Source organism: Paenibacillus sp. FSL K6-2859 (genome assembly GCF_038008265.1).
GTDB lineage: Bacteria > Bacillota > Bacilli > Paenibacillales > Paenibacillaceae > Paenibacillus_AQ > Paenibacillus_AQ nitricinens.
The window spans coordinates 2,870,968-2,892,067 of sequence record NZ_JBBOYU010000001.1; the positions used below are offsets into that span (position 1 = coordinate 2,870,968).

The 21,100-nt window shown below is 44.0% G+C and carries 19 protein-coding genes; 15 read left to right on the forward strand and 4 right to left on the reverse strand.

Going from position 1 to position 21,100, the window contains the following annotated elements; translation table 11 throughout:
* Nucleotides 1-79: 79 nt before the first annotated feature.
* The 6 genes from rlmN (at nucleotide 80) to spoVM (ending at nucleotide 6,100) form a co-directional block, all read left to right on the forward strand.
* On the forward strand, nucleotides 80-1,120 hold the full coding sequence (gene rlmN, locus MHB64_RS12575) for a 23S rRNA (adenine(2503)-C(2))-methyltransferase RlmN (protein ID WP_042187390.1): 1,041 nt from the start codon (nucleotides 80-82) through the stop codon (nucleotides 1,118-1,120).
* Nucleotides 1,121-1,126: 6 nt separating this feature from the next.
* On the forward strand, nucleotides 1,127-1,900 hold the full coding sequence (locus MHB64_RS12580; protein ID WP_094868546.1) for a Stp1/IreP family PP2C-type Ser/Thr phosphatase: 774 nt from the start codon (nucleotides 1,127-1,129) through the stop codon (nucleotides 1,898-1,900).
* A complete protein-coding gene (pknB, locus tag MHB64_RS12585) occupies nucleotides 1,900-4,167 on the forward strand; it encodes a Stk1 family PASTA domain-containing Ser/Thr kinase (protein ID WP_341134541.1) in 2,268 nt (755 codons plus the stop codon). Before MHB64_RS12580 ends, pknB begins: the two co-directional genes overlap by 1 nt.
* 101 nt (nucleotides 4,168-4,268) lie before the next feature.
* Nucleotides 4,269-5,174 carry a ribosome small subunit-dependent GTPase A gene (gene rsgA / locus MHB64_RS12590; protein ID WP_094868548.1) on the forward strand — a complete coding sequence of 302 codons (906 nt, stop codon included), beginning with the start codon at nucleotides 4,269-4,271 and terminating at the stop codon, nucleotides 5,172-5,174.
* A 3-nt stretch (nucleotides 5,175-5,177) separates the two neighbouring features.
* Nucleotides 5,178-5,843 carry a ribulose-phosphate 3-epimerase gene (gene rpe / locus MHB64_RS12595; protein ID WP_094868549.1) on the forward strand — a complete coding sequence of 222 codons (666 nt, stop codon included), beginning with the start codon at nucleotides 5,178-5,180 and terminating at the stop codon, nucleotides 5,841-5,843.
* Nucleotides 5,844-6,019: 176 nt separating this feature from the next.
* Nucleotides 6,020-6,100 carry a stage V sporulation protein SpoVM gene (spoVM, locus tag MHB64_RS12600; protein ID WP_020431362.1) on the forward strand — a complete coding sequence of 27 codons (81 nt, stop codon included), beginning with the start codon at nucleotides 6,020-6,022 and terminating at the stop codon, nucleotides 6,098-6,100.
* Between the two features lie 108 nt (nucleotides 6,101-6,208).
* On the opposite strand, the gene rpmB is transcribed toward spoVM, so the two are convergent.
* Nucleotides 6,209-6,397, reverse strand: coding sequence for a 50S ribosomal protein L28 (gene rpmB, locus MHB64_RS12605; RefSeq protein WP_042187400.1), 189 nt, complete (start codon nucleotides 6,395-6,397; stop codon nucleotides 6,209-6,211).
* Nucleotides 6,398-6,588: 191 nt separating this feature from the next.
* Between rpmB and MHB64_RS12610 the strand changes: the two genes are divergently transcribed.
* From MHB64_RS12610 to MHB64_RS12625, 4 genes are all read left to right on the forward strand, one after another.
* On the forward strand, nucleotides 6,589-8,373 hold the full coding sequence (locus tag MHB64_RS12610) for a DAK2 domain-containing protein (RefSeq protein ID WP_094868550.1): 1,785 nt from the start codon (nucleotides 6,589-6,591) through the stop codon (nucleotides 8,371-8,373).
* Between the two features lie 84 nt (nucleotides 8,374-8,457).
* A complete protein-coding gene (locus MHB64_RS12615; protein WP_094868551.1) occupies nucleotides 8,458-9,321 on the forward strand; it encodes a DegV family protein in 864 nt (287 codons plus the stop codon).
* A 9-nt stretch (nucleotides 9,322-9,330) separates the two neighbouring features.
* On the forward strand, nucleotides 9,331-11,382 hold the full coding sequence (gene recG / locus MHB64_RS12620) for an ATP-dependent DNA helicase RecG (protein ID WP_076282907.1): 2,052 nt from the start codon (nucleotides 9,331-9,333) through the stop codon (nucleotides 11,380-11,382).
* A gap of 66 nt (nucleotides 11,383-11,448) precedes the next feature.
* On the forward strand, nucleotides 11,449-11,736 hold the full coding sequence (locus tag MHB64_RS12625; RefSeq protein WP_042187408.1) for a stage VI sporulation protein F: 288 nt from the start codon (nucleotides 11,449-11,451) through the stop codon (nucleotides 11,734-11,736).
* A gap of 214 nt (nucleotides 11,737-11,950) precedes the next feature.
* Here the strand turns inward: MHB64_RS12625 and MHB64_RS12630 are convergent, their stop codons facing one another.
* The gene (locus MHB64_RS12630) at nucleotides 11,951-12,811 is read right to left on the reverse strand and encodes a YitT family protein (protein WP_179281483.1); all 861 of its coding nucleotides are present in this window, start codon (nucleotides 12,809-12,811) and stop codon (nucleotides 11,951-11,953) included.
* Nucleotides 12,812-12,932: 121 nt separating this feature from the next.
* On the reverse strand, nucleotides 12,933-13,328 hold the full coding sequence (locus MHB64_RS12635; RefSeq protein WP_094868553.1) for a hypothetical protein: 396 nt from the start codon (nucleotides 13,326-13,328) through the stop codon (nucleotides 12,933-12,935).
* Between the two features lie 184 nt (nucleotides 13,329-13,512).
* On the opposite strand from MHB64_RS12635, the gene MHB64_RS12640 reads away from it, so the two are divergent.
* Together MHB64_RS12640 and MHB64_RS12645 are read left to right on the forward strand one after the other, a co-directional pair.
* On the forward strand, nucleotides 13,513-13,926 hold the full coding sequence (locus tag MHB64_RS12640) for a DUF2500 domain-containing protein (RefSeq protein WP_256989677.1): 414 nt from the start codon (nucleotides 13,513-13,515) through the stop codon (nucleotides 13,924-13,926).
* Between the two features lie 97 nt (nucleotides 13,927-14,023).
* Nucleotides 14,024-16,750: a calcium-translocating P-type ATPase, SERCA-type gene (locus MHB64_RS12645; RefSeq protein WP_094868554.1), complete on the forward strand. Its 2,727-nt coding sequence runs from the start codon at nucleotides 14,024-14,026 to the stop codon at nucleotides 16,748-16,750.
* A 94-nt stretch (nucleotides 16,751-16,844) separates the two neighbouring features.
* Here the strand turns inward: MHB64_RS12645 and MHB64_RS12650 are convergent, their stop codons facing one another.
* Complete coding sequence (locus MHB64_RS12650; protein WP_341134542.1) at nucleotides 16,845-17,780, reverse strand: C40 family peptidase; 936 nt, start codon at nucleotides 17,778-17,780, stop codon at nucleotides 16,845-16,847.
* Nucleotides 17,781-18,104: 324 nt separating this feature from the next.
* On the opposite strand from MHB64_RS12650, the gene MHB64_RS12655 reads away from it, so the two are divergent.
* The 3 genes from MHB64_RS12655 (at nucleotide 18,105) to MHB64_RS12665 (ending at nucleotide 20,947) form a co-directional block, all read left to right on the forward strand.
* Entirely contained in the window at nucleotides 18,105-19,175 is a 1,071-nt protein-coding gene (locus MHB64_RS12655) for an ABC transporter substrate-binding protein (RefSeq protein WP_094868556.1), read from the forward strand.
* Between the two features lie 61 nt (nucleotides 19,176-19,236).
* Nucleotides 19,237-20,160, forward strand: coding sequence for an ABC transporter permease (locus tag MHB64_RS12660; RefSeq protein ID WP_094875664.1), 924 nt, complete (start codon nucleotides 19,237-19,239; stop codon nucleotides 20,158-20,160).
* Nucleotides 20,153-20,947, forward strand: coding sequence for an ABC transporter ATP-binding protein (locus MHB64_RS12665; protein WP_042187421.1), 795 nt, complete (start codon nucleotides 20,153-20,155; stop codon nucleotides 20,945-20,947). The genes MHB64_RS12660 and MHB64_RS12665 overlap by 8 nt, the downstream gene beginning before the upstream one ends.
* Nucleotides 20,948-21,100 lie beyond the last annotated feature (153 nt).

Sequence of the window (21,100 nt, forward strand, 5' to 3'; positions counted from 1 at the left end):
CGTCTCTGAAATTTGTGTTAAAATAGGAAGAATGAGAAATAATACGCATATCCTTATGAAAGAACAGGTGCTAATAATAATGAAACCTTTAATATATGATTTTTCTTTAGAAGAGTTACAGCAGTGGGCGAAAGATAACGGTGAGCCTGCTTTTCGTGGTGGACAGATTTTTGATTGGTTGTATGTAAAACGTGTAAGTGACTTCGAATCCATGAGCAATTTGTCTAAAGGACTTCGTCAGAAGCTGAACGAGCAATTCTCCATTGCAGCACTTACTGAGATTACTAAAATGGAATCCAAAGATGGAACAGTAAAATTTCTGTTTGGATTGCATGATGATCATGCGATCGAAACAGTTATCATGAAACATAATTATGGAAATAGCGTTTGTGTAACTACTCAAGTAGGCTGCCGAATCGGCTGTACTTTCTGCGCCTCCACGCTTGGTGGATTAAAACGTGATTTGACCGCAGGTGAAATTGTAGCTCAGGTTGTACGCTCTCAACAGATCTTGGATGAGCGGGGTGAACGTGTCAGCAGTATTGTTATCATGGGTACTGGTGAGCCGTTTGAGAACTATGATGCAACTATGAGATTCTTACGTCTTATGATTCATGAGAAAGGTCTAAATATCGGACAACGGCATATTACTGTTTCCACTAGCGGGATTGTGCCGAGCATTTATAAATTTGCAGAAGAAGATACACAAATAAATTTAGCGATTTCGATTCATGCACCTAACGACAAACTGCGTTCGAAGCTAATGCCAGTTAACCGCCGCTTTCCGTTTGATGATGTGATTGAATCTTTACGTTATTATCAAGCTAAGACGGGTCGACGGGTCAGCTTTGAGTATGCACTCATCGGCGGGGTGAATGATCAGCCGGAGCATGCTGAGGAATTAGCAGGCGTGCTTAAGAACATGCTGTGCCACGTCAATTTAATTCCAGTAAACCACGTGCCAGAGCGGAAATATGTACGTACTTCACGCAATGATATCTTTGAGTTTCAACGTATTTTGGCTGACAACGGCGTGAATGTTACCATTCGCCGTGAGCAAGGCCATGATATCGCGGCCGCATGCGGACAGCTGCGTGCCAAACATATGGAGTTGGGGTGAGGATATTTGATCAGAACAGTTCATGCCAGCGATATTGGCCGAGTGCGCTCTGTCAATGAGGATTCGGTCTGGATCGGCGCGACGCGCCACGGTTATACACTCGGCATAATTGCCGATGGGATGGGTGGACATCAGGCTGGTGAAACCGCGAGCAGGCTTGCTTTGGAGACGATGAGGAATACCCTGGACGGGCTCCTTCCTGAGCTTCAGGACGAAGCACTGCGTGATGCGTTATCAGCTGCTATTTTGGAAGCTAACAGCACTGTCTTCAAGGAGGCTTCCAGCGACGATAAGTACCACAATATGGGTACTACAGTCGTTGCTGCCCTGATGAATGGTTCAAACGGATATATTGGCCATATCGGAGACAGCAGAGCCTATTTAATAAAGGACAGTGCAGCAGTTCAATTAACCGAAGATCACACGCTAGTCAATGAGCTGTTCAAGAACGGTCAGATCAGTGTGGAGGAATTAGATAATCATCCTAGACGGAATGTGCTGACGAGAGCACTTGGAACAGATGCTGAGGTGCTGGTTGATTTAGCCCCTGTTACCCTGCTACCCGGGGAACTTTTGCTTCTGTGCAGTGATGGTTTAAGTAATTTTGTTAACAATGAGCATTTGGGCAAGGTAGCGGGAATACATGAGATACCGTTAGAGGAAAGAGCGGACCGCTTACTTCAGTTGGCACTGCTTGCTGGCGGCGGCGATAATATTAGCGTCGCTTTGTTAGAACATCATGGAGAGGCCGCTGTGCCCGAAACAAAGGAGTGGGATTGATGATCGGTCACGAACTGGGCGGCCGTTACCAAGTCATCGAACGGATCGGCGGAGGTGGAATGGCGCTCGTCTATAGAGCACATGACATTCTTTTAAACCGAAACGTCGCCATAAAAGTATTGCGTAATCAATTTGTTCATGACGAGGAATTTATCCGCCGTTTTAGGCGTGAGGCGCAATCAGCTGCATCTTTGTCTCATCCGAATGTGGTTAGTATTTACGATGTAGGGCAAGAAGACGAAATTCATTATATTGTTATGGAATATATTGAAGGCAAGAATCTTAATGAAATTATAAAAGAACGAGCGCCATTACAGGTTGACGAGTCCGTAAGGATCGCTTCACAAATCTGTGATGCACTTGATCACGCTCATCAGAATCAAATTATTCATCGGGATATTAAACCACATAATATATTGATCGGGCGCAATGGCCGGGTGAAGGTGACGGATTTCGGTATTGCTCGTGCGGTAACATCTACTACCATTACTCAGACAGGCTCTGTAGTAGGTTCCGTTCATTATTTCTCACCAGAGCATGCTAAAGGTGTCTCAACAGGAGAGAAATCCGACCTGTATTCATTAGGGATTGTACTCTATCAAATGCTTACCGGAAGTCTTCCATTCTTAGGGGAGAGTCCGATTAGCGTAGCTCTAAAGCATCTGCAAGAAGAGTTTGAAGAACCAAGGCTCTTAAACCCACTTATTCCGCAAAGCGTTGAGAATGTAATTCTAAGATCGATGCGTAAAAATCCGGAAGAGCGCTATCAGTCTGCAAAGCAAATGCTGCAGGATTTAGAAACCTGCTTGTTGCCGGAGCGGCGTAGTGAAGCAAAAGTTCTTTTTAACGATGAGGAAGACGAGGATCGAACGCGGGTAATACCAGCGATTAAACCGATCCAAAGAAGTAATGGCAATCGTAATCATCGCCACGACCGGATGGATAATGATGACGATGACGATGACGATCCGGTACCTGTGAAAAAAGGTAAAAAACAATGGACTAAGCCTGCGATATGGATTGGTCTAACTTTAGTGTTATTGCTGGCCATGGCCAGTCTCGTGTGGTACGTTAAATCCCAATTAGTTGTTCCGGAGGTATCGGTGCCATACGTGGTCGGTAAACAGCTGGAACAAGCCAAGACTGAACTTGAGGATTTGGGGCTTGAGGTTGCTGATCCTATACTGTATGACTACAGTCCGAATTTCGAAGAGAATGTGGTTATGAAGCAAAGTAGGGAAAAGGACGCCAAAGTGAAAAAGGGAGCCTCCCTAATTCTAACTGTGAATACGGCAAAACCATTAACTAAGATGCCAGATGTAACGAATTACACTTTCGACGAAGCGGTTAAAGCGCTGATGGCAAAGGGTGTACCTCAGAATCAAATTAAGAATGAACCTCTCTTCGATGAAAATACGGCGGTGGGTAAGGTTATAAAATCAGATCCGGCCTTTGAAAGCGAGTTTGATCCTGAGACGGTTTCAATCACCCTCTACGTCAGCAAAGGGGAAGAAAGTGTCACGATGCCAGACCTCATCGGTAAGACGGAGAGTGAAGCTAAGGCGCTTTTGGAACAATACAAGCTGGTGCTAGGAGATGTAAAGGAAGAATCCAGCTTCACAGTTGATGAAGGTAAGGTAACGAAAACTTGGGCTTTTGAGAAAGGTACCTCTGTTCCACCTGGAACAGCGATTACGATTTACTTAAGTACAGGTTATCCACCTGAAGCCCTGAATTATACCTTTAATGTACCAGTAGCTCCTGCACAGGATGGAAAGAAGAGCAAGATTCGAATTGAGTTCGTTGATGCGCGCAATAATGGTGAGAAACAAGATTGGGGAACGCGTACCATTGGAAAGAGCCAAGTGCTATCCGTTAATCTAGTGCTTGCTCCGAATAAAGATGGCTCAGTTATTGTTACCCGAGATGGTGTGCTGTTAGACACTTATGTGATCCCATATATTGATGCGAAGAATGGCACGGTGCAAGAACCTGAACCACCGACGGTTCCGACTCCGCAGCCGACTCAGACACCGACAGATCCTACACCTACTGCTGAACCGACCATTGAACCTGAGATTCTGCCTCCAAGTTCAGACAACGATGGGTCTACTAATAATGGATCAGTCAATCAGACGGGATTCCTTACTAACAATTCGGTGAATAATGAATCGAGCAATAGTGGTAACAACAAGAACAGTAATAAAAATGATGACAAGCATAATAATAAAAACAAAGACAAATCTAAAGATAAAAGCGATAACTAATCAGGGTAGAAGTACATGAATAGTTGTGGCAGCGAAGTGACCCGGGGGATTTTCAAACTTGGGTCATTTTCGCAAAATCAGGAGAGGAAGGCTCACTATGTATGCCTGAAGGAATAATAGTAAAGGCGTTAAGCGGATATTATTACGTAAAACCGCTTCGTGAAGGATTAATTGCAACAGAGGAAGATTCAGTTCAATGCAGAGGCCGAGGCATACTTAAGAAAAAGGGGATCGCTCCTCTTGTAGGAGACCGTGTGATGTATATGCTGACTGAGCATGGTGAAGGGATGGTGGATGAGCTTCTCCCTAGAGAATCTGAGTTAATTCGTCCACCTGTAGCGAATGTAAGCCTTGCCGTTCTACTATTTTCTGTGCGGGAACCTGATATGAACCTGAATCTATTGGACAAGTTCCTGGTTCATATTGAACACTCGGGACTGGAACCCTTAATAGTTCTGACCAAACAGGATTTGGCTAATGATAACGGTGAAGCCACTAAGTATGTTAAAGAGCTCTATGAAGATATTGGTTATGAAGTGATGGTTACAAGCTCAATTACAGGAGCTGGCAGTGATGAACTAAGAGAGCGGCTTACGGGTGGCATCAGTGTATTTGCCGGACAATCTGGGGTAGGAAAGTCGACCTTATTGAATCGTATTGTGCCAGGACTTAAACTGGAGACAGGTGAGATCAGCTTACGTCTGGGCCGTGGTCGTCATACTACTCGCCATGTAGAATTGATGGATATTGGCGGGGGCGGATTTGTAGCGGATACCCCTGGTTTTAGTCAGCTTGATTTTCTTGAGCTTGGGGTTGAAGAGCTCTCTACTTGTTTCCGTGAATTTGCAAACTATGCTGGGGATTGTAAATTCCGTGGTTGTAGTCATCAGCATGAACCAGGCTGCCGAGTTATCGAGGCATGGAAGGCCGGAACTATTGCTGATAGCCGGTATGAACATTACAAATTATTTTTTAATGAAATGAAAGATAAAAAGCGGAGGTATTAAGTTATGATACGAATAGCACCATCTATATTGTCTGCCGATTTCGCGAGTTTAGGTTCAGAAGTTGCAGAAGCTGAGGTCAGTGGTGGAGATTGGATCCATGTGGATGTAATGGACGGGCATTTTGTGCCGAATATAACGCTTGGTCCACCAATCGTAAAAGCAGTCTCGTTACATACCAAACTTCCACTAGACGTTCACTTAATGATTGAGTCTCCAGAACGTTATATTTCTGATTTTGCTGCTGCAGGCGCTAGTGTGATTACTGTTCACGCTGAGGCTTGCGTTCATTTACACCGTGTGGTGCATCAGATCAAGGAATTGGGTCTTAAGGCAGGAGTAGCTATTAATCCGGGCACTCCGGCATCAGCGGTGCGTGAGGTGCTTGAGGATGTGGATATGGTTCTCGTGATGACTGTTAATCCTGGCTTTGGAGGTCAAGCATTCATTCCTAACACTTTGCGTAAAATTACTCAAATTAGAGAATGGGCGAATGAAGTTAATCCCGATTTACTTATTGAAGTCGATGGTGGTGTTTCGGAAGCCACAGCGCCATTGGTTGTTAGTGCAGGGGCAGATGTTTTGGTTGCAGGAAATGCAGTTTTTGGCCGGAGTGACCGTGCTGCAGCGATCCTTGAAATTCGAGAAGCAGCGGAAGCGGCACTTCGTTAAAAAAATAGGCTATTACGACTAAAGGTATAGGCCAAGTCCTTGACGCATAAATATGGTTACATGAGCAGAAATCTCATGTAGCCTTTTTTGTTTTGGCAGGGAGGACTGCAGTACGTTACCGTTAGAACAAGAAGAAAGTCTCCTGCGTACGGCATGAATTGATGGGAGGGTAAACCATGAAATTTTACACGTTTAAGCTGCCAAGGTTTTTGGGAGGTTTTGTTAAAGCGATTTTGAACACATTTCAGAAGAGTTGATCTTGGGCTTGGAACAGAAAAGAAAACATGAAAAAAAGCACCTTACAAATGTAAAGGGTGCTTTTTGCTTCATATGAGTGATCGCTCGGTCTTTAAAATTGCAAAAGACTAAACGCGTTCAACTTTACCGGCTTTCAAAGCACGGGTGCTGACGTACACGCGTTTTGGTTTACCGTTCACGAGGATACGGACCTTCTGAACGTTAACTCCCCAAGTACGACGGTTGCGGTTATTGGCGTGAGACACGTTGTTACCGCTGCTCGGTTTCTTGCCTGTTACTGCACATTTGCGGGACATAGATTACACCTCCTTATTCCTAACACCTGCATAAAACAATACTTATCTATAATATCACAGCAAATTTTGCTACGTCAACCGATTCAAAAACATTTATTTCTTTTAATACTTATAGTACAATGTAAATTAGTGCATTATGTCCTGTTAATCATAGAATGATTAGGCATGAAGTTAGGAAGGGGAATTCTCAATTGAGTAAGCGTTCTATAAACGGAACAGATTTTACCGCTATGGTATTGGCTGGAGCGGATAAGCTGCAACAGCATGCAGAACACGTCAATTCCCTAAATGTTTTTCCGGTTCCAGACGGAGATACCGGAACTAACATGAATTTGACGATGACCGCAGGTGCGAATGAATTGAAGAAAAATAATACAATGTCTGTTGGTCAATGTGCAGGTGTACTCTCTAAGGGCTTGTTAATGGGCGCACGGGGGAACTCCGGTGTTATTTTATCTCAATTGTTCAGAGGATTTAGCAGATCTGCAGCTCAGCATGATGAGCTAAACACACAGCAATTTGCTGCTGCACTGCAAAGCGGAGTGGACGCAGCCTATAAAGCAGTTGTGAAGCCTGTAGAAGGAACTATTCTTACAGTGGCTAAAGAGGCTGCGAGACATGCTGTCTACTATGCTCGCCGAACTACAGATGTTACAGAGCTCATGACAGAGGTATTGGCCAAAGCAAAGGAAGCCTTAGCCTATACACCGGAACAATTGCCTGTCTTGAAGCAAGTCGGTGTCGTAGATTCTGGAGGTCAAGGGTTGGTCTATATTTATGAAGGGTTTCACCAGCATCTGACGAGCGGAAGCTCCGGTGTGTCTGAAACTGTAAAAGGACAACCTCAGGCACCAGTCGTGCCAACACCGGTACCGGTGTTAAAGAAACCTGAAAGCGAACTGTCTTCTGTACAGTCTTCTGCACAATCACAGCTTTCTACAGAAGACATAGAATTTCTATATGATATGGAGTTCTTCATTAATCGCCAGTTAGGCGGTAACGTGAGAACGGATTTTGATGAGGAAGCCTTTAGGAAAGCGTTGTCAGTAAATGGAGATTCCATTATTGTAATTTCGGATGATGAAACCATTAAAGTACATGTGCATTCCAAGGCTCCAGGTGAAGTTTTGAATCTGGCACTCCTCTATGGGGAAATTACGCAGATTCATATTCTCAATATGCGTGAGCAACACCGTGACTTGCTAACAGCAGGGATGGATATTGCACCTATGCCAGATGTTTTCGCTGATATGCCGGATGAACAGAGCCGGGTACAATCAGCTCCAGCCGAACCACCAGCAGATGATTTGGCACCTTACGGATTCATCGCAGTATCATCAGGGGCTGGGATTGCAGATATTTTCAAAAGTCTCGGTGTGGATGTTGTCCTAGCTGGAGGTCAGACTATGAACCCTAGTACAGAGGATTTCGTGAACGCGATTTCTTCTATATCTGCGAAGCATGTATACATTCTGCCGAATAACTCCAATATTGTTCTTGCCGCTCAGCAAGCTAAAGATCTCTTGGAGGGCGAACGTGAGATTACGGTTATTCCAAGTAAAAGCATTCCTCAAGGAATCGCTGCAGCCTTTGCGTTCCAAGAAGAGGATTCCGTGGAAATTAATTCTGGGAACATGCTAGAGGCAATCTCACAGGTCAAGTCAGGACAAGTAACAAATGCTGTCCGTGATACAAGCTTTGATGATCTGGAGATTAAATCCGGGCAATTTATCGGAATTTCAAATTCCAAAATTGTCGCTGCCGCAGATGATCTGTTAGCTGCAAGTCAGGCCCTGCTGTCCAACATGCTTGAGAATGGTGATGAAATCGTTACGATCCTTATTGGAGCAGAAACTGATTCTGAGGTCACAGATTCCTTAAGAGATTGGCTGGAAGAGACTTACCCGAATGTGGAAGTAGAGATTCATGAGGGTGGCCAACCCCTTTATTATTATCTTTTCTCCGTAGAGCCATAGATAGATGCTGAGGGTTCTATAACAGTTCAGAAGCAACTTGCTAATTACGTAGTTGGCAAAATTATAGTATGGGGGAGATAATCCATGAATCGTACCATTATCGTCACCGACAGCACATCTGATATCCCGCCAGCAATGGCGGAAACGTATGGCATTGAGGTCGTCCCTTTGACCTTGATGTTCGGCGAAGAGGCTTTCCGGGACAATCTGGATATGACGCCGGAGCAGTTCTATGAGCGACTTCCCCGCTCGTCACAGTTGCCGACTACTTCTCAACCTTCACCGGTTGAATACATGAATGTGTATCGAGATATTCTGGAACGTTCCCCGGGAAGTCCTATCCTTTCGTTTCATATTTCTTCTGGACTAAGCGGTACGTATCAATCAGCACTATTGGCTAAATCGATGTTGGAGGAAGAGGGAGAAGGGATCACTGTAGTAGATTCTCTCTCCGCTTCTTACGGTTTTGGATTTATGGTGGTGGAAGCCGCCAGGTTGGCTGCTGAAGATAAGAGTCCCGAAGCGATTCTTGAAGCTGTAGAAAGTCTGCGCCAATCTCGTAAGCTTTACTTCTTGGTAGATACACTTGAATATTTACAAAAAGGCGGGAGAATCGGAAAGGCCTCGGCCATTCTGGGAACGCTTCTTAATATTAAGCCGATCCTTTCTATTGATGCAGAAGGAATAATATATGCGGTCGAGAAAGTTAGAGGCCGTAAGAAGGCTATTGCCCGTATGATTGAATTATTTAAGAAGGATATTCAAGGTGTAGACAAAATCAATGTGGCCGTGGGTCATACGGCTGAACCGTCTTCTGGTGAAGAGTTCCTGAAAGAGCTGTCAGGACATTTTACACTGGAAGAGAAAGTGCTGACGAACGTCGGCCCTGTCGTGGGCAGTCATGTCGGAAACGGTACATTAGCTGTATTCATTTGGCCTGCAAAATGAGGGATCAATATGACACTGTCATTAAATCAAATTGAAGTAAAAAACATAACTGGCGTGAGTGCTCAAAAGCAAAGCGAGCTTCACGCCTTTGGCGTCTTTACAGTAAAGGATTTGTTAGAATATTATCCGTTTCGTTATGAGGATTATCGCCCGCGTTCGCTGAGTGAAACCAAACATGGGGATAAAGTGACTACAGAGGCTAAAGTGATCGGTATCCCTGTGCTGCAGCGTTTTGGAGGTAAATCACGACTTAGCTGCAAAATGGTTGCGGAGCCTTGGATGTTCACAGCTACATGGTTTAATCGTCATTACGTGCGTGAGCAACTTACTGTGGGAAGAGAAATTGTACTCACAGGTAAATGGGATCAGAAGCGAAATCAAATTACAGTGACGGATTTTGAATTTCCCGATCGTGGGGAAGGGAAGACAGGGACACTACAGCCAGTCTATTCCGTGGGTGGAAAGATCACGCAGTCGTGGATCAGGAAAAGTATTAATCAGGCGCTTCAACAGTATGGAGATTTAATTCCCGAGATATTGCCACATTCTATTATGCGTCAATATGATTTTATGCCCCGCAAACGGGCGATTGCTACCATTCATAGGCCAGAGGATACGCGTGAAGGGCAGCAGGGACGCCGCAGGATGGTGTATGAGGAGTTGTTTCTGTTCCAACTGAAGATGCAGGCATTCCGGGTGCTCAATCGCGGTAGGATGGATGGTGTAGTTCATACTGTGGATAACGCAACCGTTCGTCAGTTTGTTCGCAGCTTGCCTTTTGAGCTTACAGATGCTCAGAAACGAGTGGAACTGGAGATTTTACATGACCTGCGATCGCCCTATTGTATGAATCGGCTGCTTCAAGGTGATGTCGGTTCCGGCAAAACGGTACTAGCTGCCGTCGCGCTTTTTGCTACCGTGCGATCTGGTTTTCAGGGTGCGCTTATGGTGCCCACTGAGATTTTAGCAGAGCAGCATATGCGTTCACTTACGAAGATGTTTGAGCCGTTTGGAATTACGGTTGGTCTGTTAACAGGGAGTGTAACTGGACGGAAACGTAAAGAATTGTTAGCTTCACTACAAATGGGGATGCTCGATATTGTTGTAGGGACGCATGCATTGATTCAGGAGGATGTATTTTTCCGTGATCTGGGTCTTGTTGTTACGGACGAGCAGCATCGGTTTGGTGTCAACCAACGAGGTGTATTGCGGCGTAAAGGATACAATCCGGATGTACTTACAATGACTGCAACGCCTATTCCACGAACACTCGCGATCTCTGTTTTTGGAGACATGGATGTATCCACGCTGTCGGAAAGACCGAAAGGTCGAGTACCTATAACCAGTTATTGGGTCAAGCATGATCTCATGGATCGTGTCCTGAATCTCATTAAGCGTGAAATAGAGCTGGGACGTCAGGCTTATCTGATCTGTCCGCTCATTGAAGAATCGGAGAAATTGGATGTACAGAATGCTATAGATTTACATATTCAGATGAGCCAAGCTTTTCCTAACTATAAAGTTGGGCTTTTGCATGGAAAGATGTCTCCAGCTGAAAAAGATGAAGTGATGCGAGCATTTTACAACAATGAACTGCAACTCTTAGTATCCACAACGGTTGTAGAGGTAGGTGTAGACGTTCCTAATGCCACGTTGATGATTATTATGGATGCAGACCGGTTCGGATTATCACAGCTGCACCAGCTTCGTGGACGGGTTGGTAGAGGTCAGCATGCCTCTTATTGTGTACTAGTGGCTGATCCAAAATCTGAAATCGGGCGTGAACGAATGACTGCCATGACGGACACCGATGATGGATTTGAGATTTCGCGGAGAGATTTGGAGCTGCGTGGTCCAGGTGACTTTTTTGGAACCAAGCAGAGTGGGTTACCGGAGTTCCGCTTGGCGGATATGACCGCTGATTTTGAAGTGCTGGAGCAGGCGCGTGATGATGTGGCAGAGCTGCTCAAGGATGAGAAGTTCTGGACATCTCCTGAATATGCACCTCTTCGGCATTATTTACAAGGCGAGCAAATTTTCCAAGGGGAATTAATTGACTAAGTAGGCACATCCAGCACCTAAGCCTCATATACTGTGAAAGATTGGATATGACGGGAGGTGCTACACTTGGGTTATCAACAATTCGGAATTAGCCCTCAGCTCGTGGAACGCATCAAGCTGAAGATGAAAAACGCGACTGTCAAAGATCGTATTAAAAATATGATTAACGGCGTCTCGAAACAAGAATTACAGGACACTGCGGTTGTTCGCAGGCTGGTACGGAATGCGTCAGGTGTACTGAACGAGAAATTGACCTCGACGCAGGAAGACCAAATTGTGAAATTTATTATCGCTCAGAAAATTGATCCGAACAACACCTTCCACTTGATCCGTTTATGGGGAATGTTCCGTTAGGAAAGTGTGCTAGCTCAAAAAAATAGAAGCTGTCTCCAAAGTAGTGAATGCTACTTGGGACAGCTTCTATTTTTGATTTATGCAAATCTGCAGGAATTCTTGCCTCAGAAGAAGCTTACGAGCGATAATTGAGGATATTCCTGTACTTTTGCAGAAATTCTCTGTTCTAGTGAAAGAAATGGGTAAATAAGAGGGGTCATCACTTGATTGTCAGTTATGATGGCAGGTTACTCAATCTTTGATCACTGGCAGCTGATTTGAGCACAATTTGGCTGTTGGGATCACAATCAAGGACGATGGTCCGCAGTTGATGTTCCTCCATTTTGTTGATGAGACAAAACAATGTGCTAAGCTCTCCGTTTTGCCCTGAGCCTTCAGCAAGGCCGACTTCTCGATGTAGTGAGTTTTCGAGCGCTTCCTGGACATCCTTACAACGATTGCTGGTAATCCATGCAGCGCGTGAATCGGACAAGCCTCGGAGTGAGAATCTCACACCTTCGAAGGCCAATAAGTAAGCAATAATGGAGTACATGGCTTGCTCCCAGCCAAATAGTGTGCCTGCTATAAGTAAAATAGCACAGTTCAGAATCATGATGATGACTTCGGTTGACTTTGGCGGTCCACCACTCAGAAGTGAATATCCTTGATCACTTGCATGTTTGTTCACACCACCGAATCGGACAGATATACCGATACCAAGTCCTAAACAGATCCCACCTGCCATAGCAGCAGGTAAAGGATCACTAATCACTGCAGGAAAACGGTGTAGAGCAAGAGAAGCGATGGTCAAGCAAGTCAATCCTAGAACGGTATACAGAGCAAAGCGAAGATTCACTTGCTTTCGAGACATGAATATAAAAGGCAGATTGAATAGGAAAAGAAACAATCCCAGCCGCATTTCAGTGGTATGAGCGAATAATGCCGATAAACCTGTGATTCCACCAACTACAAGCCCATGTGGTATGAGAAATAACTCTAATCCTACTGCGGCAAGTAGTGCTCCTGCAATAACGGTTAGAACTCGGAATACTGAATTTTTACGTAGTTGTTTATGTTGTGTTGTCTTAGTCTGCAATGTTTTTCCTCCTTTAGCAGGGGAAACAACTTTATTCATTTTCGTTACCTACATTTAGGTGTCTTATAATCATTTCACTTTCTTCGAATATTTATCAATGGAAGTTCTAAATGCCTTTCAGCTAACATTCATTTAAGGCAGAGATGAACTTCGCATGGCGTATTGATATTAGAAAGTGAGAAGTGAATTTTAGCAGGTACAGCCGCAGTCGAAGCAAAAATTTATAGATCACAGGACGGAATACTAAAGAAAGTGCAGGGAGTATTGCAGCTACTGCAATAGATTTAGTTCCCCACTGTTCAGTTATTTTGATGGCTCCTATTTGAGGAGTTATTTGGGGTGCCGTCCTTACGGGAGGTATAAACTTTCGCTCGTAACGTTCAATTTCGGTTGTCGTTGATTCTTGCTCCGTAGTGAGTAATCCTCCAGACCAAACCGGCGGAAAAGAAAACATCATTCCTAGAATTAGGACTATACGAAGAAACCAATGTAGTGACAAACGCGCTATATATTGCACCGAAATAACACCTCCCAACCGTATGTAGTATAAAAAGCATACCATACCTTTTCATTTGATTCCAAATGGTTTTGTGAAAAAAATTCATTTGAAAACGATGAAAACATGAAACCGAACGGGAATAATGACGTATTTCGTAGAAAAGAAGACTTTTATTATCTTCTATCAGTCAGGAGGAATAAATTTGAGCGAATGGCAGGATTTTAACGGTTTTGATGAACAAAGCTTTTTCGGGAATTTCATTCATGAGATGCCCCTATTTTTTAAATTATTTGCTTTGTTAATTCTAGGTATTTTCGTTTTTATAATATATAAATCAGTGAGAAGCTGGATGTCCAACAACGCAAGTCCCTTGATAAAAGCTAGCTCTAAAGCTGTGACGAAAAGGACTGAGGTATGGGGTGGATCGGGTGAATCGAGCGCACATACTAGCTATTATGTGACATTTGAGTTTGAGGATGGTGGACGTTTGGAATTGCAGGTTAGAGATCAGGATTACGGTCTGATTGTAGAAGGGGATCGAGGAGAACTCCTTTATCAAGGGACTAGATTCAAGAGCTTTGATCGAGTCAAGGAGACTGAACGGCTTAATTTCTAAAATTGTACATAACGTTCTAGAATCACTAAGGCTTTTTTGGGTAAGACTCATATGAGAGGTTTTACCATAATCTCAATCCCGGAAGGAGGCTATTGTCTTGAACTCAAAGGATCCAAAATCGCAGGGGCAGGTACCTTTTCATACACTAAGTGAGGAAGAAGTGCTCAAAAGGCTGGAAACAAGGAAAGATGGTTTGTCTTCCGGTGAAGCCGCTAAACTTCTGGAGCAGTATGGGAAGAACGTACTTCAAGAAGCAAAAACCAAATCTCTGCTAGGGAAATTTATTGAACAATTTAAAAATGTAATGATCTTTATTTTGCTAGTAGCGGCAGTATTGTCTGGGGTTTTGGGAGAATGGACAGATACAGTCATTATTTTGTTAGTAGTCATCCTGAATGCGGTACTTGGCGTTATTCAGGAAAATAAGGCAGAGCAGGCGCTAGATGCCCTGAAAAGTATGTCTTCTCCACATGCCAGGGTGCGACGTGGAGGTCAGGTCTCTGAAATTAAAAGTGAAGACCTTGTACCTGGGGATATCGTATTGCTGGAAGCTGGAAATGTAGTTCCGGCGGATATTCGACTATTAGAAGCTGCTTCATTGAAAACGGAAGAAGCCGCATTAACCGGAGAATCATTGCCTTCAGAAAAGAAGGTAGGTGTGCTTGAGGGAACAGATATTGTTATCGGCGATCGCACCAATATGGCTTATATGAGCAGCAATGTAACTTACGGTAGAGCTGTTGGTGTAGTCACAGCTACAGGAATGCAGACTGAAGTCGGCAGGATTGCTGGGTTTATCTCGGAGGAAGAGAATGATGTAACACCGCTGCAAAAGAAACTGGATGAACTAGGAAAATATTTCACCTTTATTATTCTTGGTGTCTGTGTAGTCATTTTTGCCGTCGGTATATTTGAGGGTAGAGAGCTGCTGGATATGCTTCTCACCTCGATCTCACTTGCAGTTGCAGCGATTCCTGAAGGGCTGCCAGCCATTGTTACGATTATCTTGGCACTCGGTGTGCAGCGGATGGCTAAACGAAAAGCGATTATTCGCAAACTCCCCGCTGTAGAGACACTCGGAAGCACCGAAATTATTTGCTCTGACAAGACAGGTACTTTGACTCTAAACAAGATGACTGTCGAAAAAGTGCATGTCAATGGAACTACGAAAGAAGCTGCTGAAGGTCTTGAAGGGACACCGGGTGGTGAACTATTGCTTCAGGCTATGACGCTTTGTAATGATTCCAGCATTGACGAAGGGAATTCCTCTGAAGAACCTGGAGGGAATGAAGGAGCTAAGGACCCACAAACTAAGAGTGGTAAAGCGATTATCGGGGATCCTACGGAAACAGCGTTAGTGGACTACGCGCTCAGTATAGGTACTGACAAAAGGGATTTAGAAAAGAAATTCCCACGTAAAAATGAACTGCCATTTGACTCGGACCGCAAGCTGATGACGACGATTCATGAAGTTGAGAACGGACGTTATCGTGTGTTAACGAAAGGTGCACCAGATGTGCTTTTGTCCAAATGCAGCCATATCTACGTGGATGGAGAGATTGTTCCTTTTAAGGATGAACATTCACGACATATCATGGAATGTAATACAATGCTTGCGAATGATGCACTGCGAGTGTTGGCATTTGCTTTCAGAGATGAACAGCAGCTACCGACTAACCTTTCACCGGAAGCTACGGAGAAAGAACTTGTATTTATCGGTTTAGTTGGTATGATTGATCCTCCAAGAGAGGAAGTAAGAGATGCGGTAGCTATCTGTCGTAAAGCGGGGATTAGACCTGTAATGATTACAGGAGATCATCGAGATACTGCAGCGGCCATTGCTAAAAGATTAGGTATTATCGAAGATGAGACGGGCGTATTGACCGGCAGTGAGCTGGATAAATTCAGTGAAGAGGAATTTGCTGAGAAAGTCACTAATTATTCGGTTTATGCACGTGTATCTCCTGAACATAAAGTTCGGATCGTTAAGGCATGGAGGAAAAAAGGGAAAATTGTTGCCATGACGGGTGACGGTGTAAATGATGCTCCTGCGCTTAAATCATCAGATATCGGCGTCGGGATGGGAATCACAGGAACGGATGTAGCCAAGGGCGTCTCAGACATGGTACTAGCAGATGATAACTTTACGACCATAGTTGTTGCTGTTGAGGAAGGGCGGAAGGTTTACAGCAATATCCGTAAAGCAATCCAGTTCCTACTCTCGGCCAATCTTGGGGAAGTGCTCACGCTATTCATTGCAACCATGATCGGCTGGCGTATCCTCGAGCCAATTCATATTCTATGGATTAATCTTGTTACCGATACCCTACCGGCACTAGCTCTTGGGCTTGAGAAGGCGGGGGATGATTTGATGTCCAAGAAACCACGCAAAGCCAGTAGCAGTATCTTTGCTGGTGGCGTGGGAATCGGGATCATTTACCAGGGTATATTAGAGGCTGCTCTTACGCTGTTTGTATACCAGTGGGCACATACCCATTACAATGAGGGAATTGCGGTTACGATGGCATTCGCCACATTAGGATTACTGCAAATTTCTCATGCGTTTAACGTCAGATCCAATACGAAATCGTTGTTCCAGATTGGCTGGTTCAGCAATCGGTATATGCTGTGGGCATCACTGATTTCAACACTTATGCTGGTGCTGGTGATCATCATCCCAGGACTGAATGATTGGTTTGGTGTCTCACATTTAAGCGGGTTACAGTGGGGAATTGTAATTGCTGCAGCACTGGCGATTATAGTGATTGTAGAGTTTGTAAAGCTGTTTGTACGTTTAAGTGGCAAGGGCAAGAACTGGGATTAAGAATACCGCTTTATGCTGCAACAAAGAAGCCTGAACCCTTCCAAAGCGGAGGATTCAGGCTTTCTTTAGAGGTGCCTTTAGTCAGTGAATGTGGTTACAGAATGCGCTGCATATGCAGGATTACGTTGCTCCAATACCCTGAGTCGAGTTCACTGATCTGAACGCCGGGATCACCCCAGGTGTGAATGAACTTGCCGTCCCCAATGTAAATACCAACATGCCCTGGTATAGCATCACTTTCAAACCGACCTGGGACAGTGAAGAATATAAGATCGCCGACATCTAGTGCATTGCGTTGTACTCGAGAACCTATATTATCTTGATCCTTGGCAAGACGCGGTAAGTTTACACCGAATTGTTTGAATACATGCCTTGTAAAAGAAGAACAATCAAATTTCTTAGTCTCTTCATAAGGCCCGGTACCGAATTCATAAGGTACGCCTAAGAATTTTTTGGCATAAGTAACTAATTCCTTCTTGTCTGCTTCAGAAATACTTTGAATGCGAAATGGTTTAGCTTCATTTAGTGATTTAGCAGATGGCGTTTTTATAATAGCCTCATGGTCGGTCGGTGTGGCTATGTTGATTTCACCAGACTGAGGATTCCAACCCACTTCTGTTTGAAGAAATTTGGATAGAGCTAGCGGTGTGATATAGATTTGACCTTCTTGTCGTCTAGGTGCCTGCGGTAGTGTGATTTTCTCACCTAGGGAGAAGACTTGAGTAGAGCCAGGGCGCAGCATATACATAACATCACTGTAGCCAATTTTGGTGTATCCACCATGAGTAGTATCATCTTTCATTCGATAGCCGAGTGAAGTGATCGCAGGTTTGAGTGGAATCCAGTACTTTCCTTGAGCATCGGTGATGGCGGACTTTTCATAATAACTTGAGGCTTGCATGCCATCGGGAGTTACAGCGTTTACCTTGGGTTTTTGTGATTGTGAAGAGTAACCGCATGCGGTACTTGATAAAACGGCAGCGAGCAATACAGTAGCAGTGGATAGTAATTTTTTGTGGTTATTAGGCATATGACACGCTCCATGTTCAAACTGTAGTTTAAGTTTGTGCAGGGGGCTATTTTTTATGTAATGAGGACCAAGGCAATCACTGTAAGACATAACCAAGTCCTTCCTATATTGGTGAGTTATGCGCTATAAAATTTGTAATCTATGGAAGTAGGATAAGTGATTGACGGATAAACAACCTCCATATAATATAGGTTTAATAGATTTCCATCATTATTGTGAGGTACGTGTAAGCTTATGCTTTAATGCTTTTATCGATAAAAGTGATAATGCTGAGTCGCTCACTTTGATGCACGCGTTAATAATCTAATGAAATGGGGTACTTTAATGAAAAAGAAAAACATTTTAATGGGTTTAAGCTTATGCTTCATGTTAGTAGCTGCTGGCTGTGGCAACAATAACGCCGCTGTAAACTCAGGCAACGCAACGAACACTGGTAATGCGCCAACGAATGCTGGAACTGCTGATTCCAAAACGTACAAAATCGCAATTTCGCAATACGTAGAACATCCATCACTTGATGCTACACGCGAAGGTATTCTTGCTGCTTTAAAGGATGCGGGGCTTGTTGAAGGAGAAAACCTGAAGGTTGACCTTGAGAATGCTCAAGCTGACCCAGCGAATAACTTGACCATTGCTCAGAAGATTGCTGGAGACACCAACGATTTGGTAGTAGCTATTGCGACACCTTCTGCTCAATCTGTTGTTCAAGCACTTAGTAAGTCAAGTAAGGATACTCCGATTCTGTTCGCAGCTGTGACTGATCCAATCGATGCAAAGATCGTTACTGATCTAGAGCATCCTGGGGGAAATGTTTCTGGTGTATCTGACACGAATCCTGAAGCTATCAATCGATTAATGCAATTTATTGCTACTCAATTTCCTAATGTGAAGAAGCTGGGCATTGTTATCAATGAAGGTGAACCGAATGCTGTAATTATGGCGGATATTGCTAAGAAAGAGCTGGATAAACATGGCATTGAGCTTGTGAAAGCAGCCATCACGAATACTTCTGAAGTGAAGCAAGCTGCTGAATCACTTGCTGGTCGTGTAGATGCATTCTATATTACTTTGGATAACACAGTTGTGAGTGCTGTGGATACGATCATTCAAACGGCTAATGATAAGAAAATTCCGTTCTTCTCCAGTGACCGGGATACCGTTGAAAAAGGCGCATTTGCAACCGTTGGGTTCAAATATTTCGATCATGGATACCAAGTTGGACAAATGGCAGTGGACATTCTGAAGAATGGTAAAAAGCCAGCAGATATGAAAGTAACGATGCAAGAAAAGCTCGATCTTATCCTTAACCTTAAAGCCGCTGCCGCACAAGGGATAGAAGTGACGGATGCGATGAAAAAAGAAGTTGCCGATCAAGCTAACAATATTATTCAATAAGACATTATATAGGGGCGATTCCATGAGGGCGCCCCTTGACGCTTGAAGGGAGAAGACTTCTATGTATGATTCAATGCTCGGGGCTGTGGAGATGGGGTTGCTCTATGCATTTATGGCTTTAGGGGTGTATATTACTTTTCGCATTTTGGATTTTCCTGATTTGACTGTAGATGGAAGCTTTACTACTGGCGGTGCAATTGCTGCCGTTATGATTACCAATGGTTATGCTCCCTGGTTAGCCACGCTTGCTGCTATTGCAGGTGGGATGCTGGCAGGAATGTGTACGGGTCTATTACATACGAAGGGCAAGATTAATGGATTGTTATCCGGTATTCTAATGATGATCGCACTTTATTCCATCAATCTGAGAATTTTTGGCGGCAAGCCTAACTGGTCACTAATGGGTGATACCACGTTGTTCTCGTCCATCAATCCACTTCTTGTTCTTCCTTTTGTTGTTTTATTTGTGAAAATTATAATGGATTTATTCTTGCGTACAGATCTTGGGCTTGCTTTAAGGGCTACCGGAGATAATGCAAGAATGATCCGTAGTCTGGGTGTAAACACAGATAATACGACCATTCTCGGCGTCAGCTTATCCAACGGAATGGTGGCACTTTCAGGTGCATTGATCACTCAGTATTCTACTTTTGCGGATTCCTCCATGGGTATAGGGATGATTGTTATCGGCTTAGCTTCGGTAATCATTGGTGAAGCCATTTTCGGTGCTGGAAATGTATTCCGTGCGACGTTGGCAGTTGTTCTGGGATCTATTGTTTACCGAATCGTAGTTGCACTAGCCTTGTATGTACCATGGTTGAGACCTTCGGATCTTAAGCTGATTACGGCAATTATCGTTATTTTCGCACTTATATTCCCATCGATTCAGCGTTTCTTGAAGCAGAAGAATATGGCGCGTAAACGTTCGCTTGAATTAGCTGAACAAGCGCTTAGCAGCAAGAGAGGAGGCACCATCGATGCTTAAACTGGATAACGTATCTAAGCTGTTTAATCCTGGGACACCGGATGAGAAGATCGCGCTACTTGGCATTGATTTGGAGCTTCTTCCCGGTGACTTTGTCACCATTATTGGAAGTAACGGTGCTGGTAAGTCGACACTAATGAACATTATTTCTGGTGTGATGAAGCCGGATCTTGGTTCAGCGAGTATTGAAGGGAATTCGATTAGCCATTTAGCAGAATATCAGCGCAGTCGCTGGATCGGACGGGTTTTTCAGGACCCGATGGCAGGTACGGCTCCACGGATGACGATTGAAGAAAATTTAGCGATGGCTTTTAAAAGAGGGAAGAGTAGAGGATTATCGTTTGGTGTAAATGCAGCGAGACGGACGATGTTTCGTGAGGAGTTAAGCCGTCTTGGGATCGGACTTGAGAATCGTCTGCGAGCTAAGGTAGGATTATTATCTGGTGGGGAGAGACAAGCGCTGAGTTTGCTAATGGCAACCTTTACCCAGCCGCAAATCTTGTTATTAGACGAACATACAGCGGCACTTGATCCTTCACGAGCGGAGCTGATTACTAAACTGACAGAGTCTATCGTCCGTGAGATGAAGCTGACTACGCTTATGGTTACCCATAACATGGAACAGGCTATACGTCTTGGCAATCGTCTTATCATGATGGATAAGGGCCGTATTATCCTAGATATTGATGAAACAAGGAAAAAGGATCTTACGGTAGAACGCCTGCTTGGAGAATTTGAGACCATCAGTGGTCATAAACTGGCGGATGATCGAATGATGCTTGGTTAGTCTTCTATAGGAGTGTCTTAGGCTCAGGATAAGGGCTTAAAGTGAATTCTGACTCTGGATTTCACTTTAAGTCCTTTTTGTTGTAAGTTTTCCCAAATGATTCAATATCATTTATGATAGGTTATAGTGACGATAAATATTAAATACCATAAT